Annotated in this window: 1 protein-coding gene; it reads left to right on the top strand. The window is 61.3% G+C overall.

Features of this window, described 5'->3' with window-relative positions; all coding sequences use genetic code 11:
• A partial coding sequence (locus ACTQ1E_RS08920; protein ID WP_441565908.1) for an amino acid permease occupies nucleotides 1–401 on the top strand: 401 nt, incomplete at both ends.

Raw genomic sequence — 401 nt, 5'->3', positions numbered from 1 at the left:
GGTATGCCATGGAGAACGGTTTCGCGAACGACATGTCCGCCGCCACCTTCCTGCCCGAGCTCACCAACACCAACGCCCTGGGCTACCTGTCCATCATCATCTTCAACTTCACGGGCTTCGAGGTCATCTGCACCTTCGCCAAGGACATGGAGAACCCGACCCACGACATTCCGAAGTCCATCATCCTGGGCGGCCTGACCATTGGCGCCATCTACCTGTTCGCTGGCTTCGGCATCGGCGCCGCCATCCCGGCCGACTCCATCGACCCCGACTACGGCATGATCGTCGCAGTCCAGACCATGGTGGGCGATTCCGTGCTCTTCAAGGTCATCTGCATCGCCTTCCTGATCACCCTGTTCGCCAACATGGCCGCCTGGTCCTTCGGCGTCAACTCCGTCGCC

The sequence above is a fragment of the Collinsella sp. LCP21S3_C7 genome, assembly GCF_052118485.1.
In the GTDB taxonomy this organism is placed as follows: Bacteria; Actinomycetota; Coriobacteriia; order Coriobacteriales; family Coriobacteriaceae; genus Collinsella.
The sequence above is the reverse complement of the archived record's forward strand: the minus strand, read 5'-3'. Positions and strand labels throughout refer to the sequence as shown.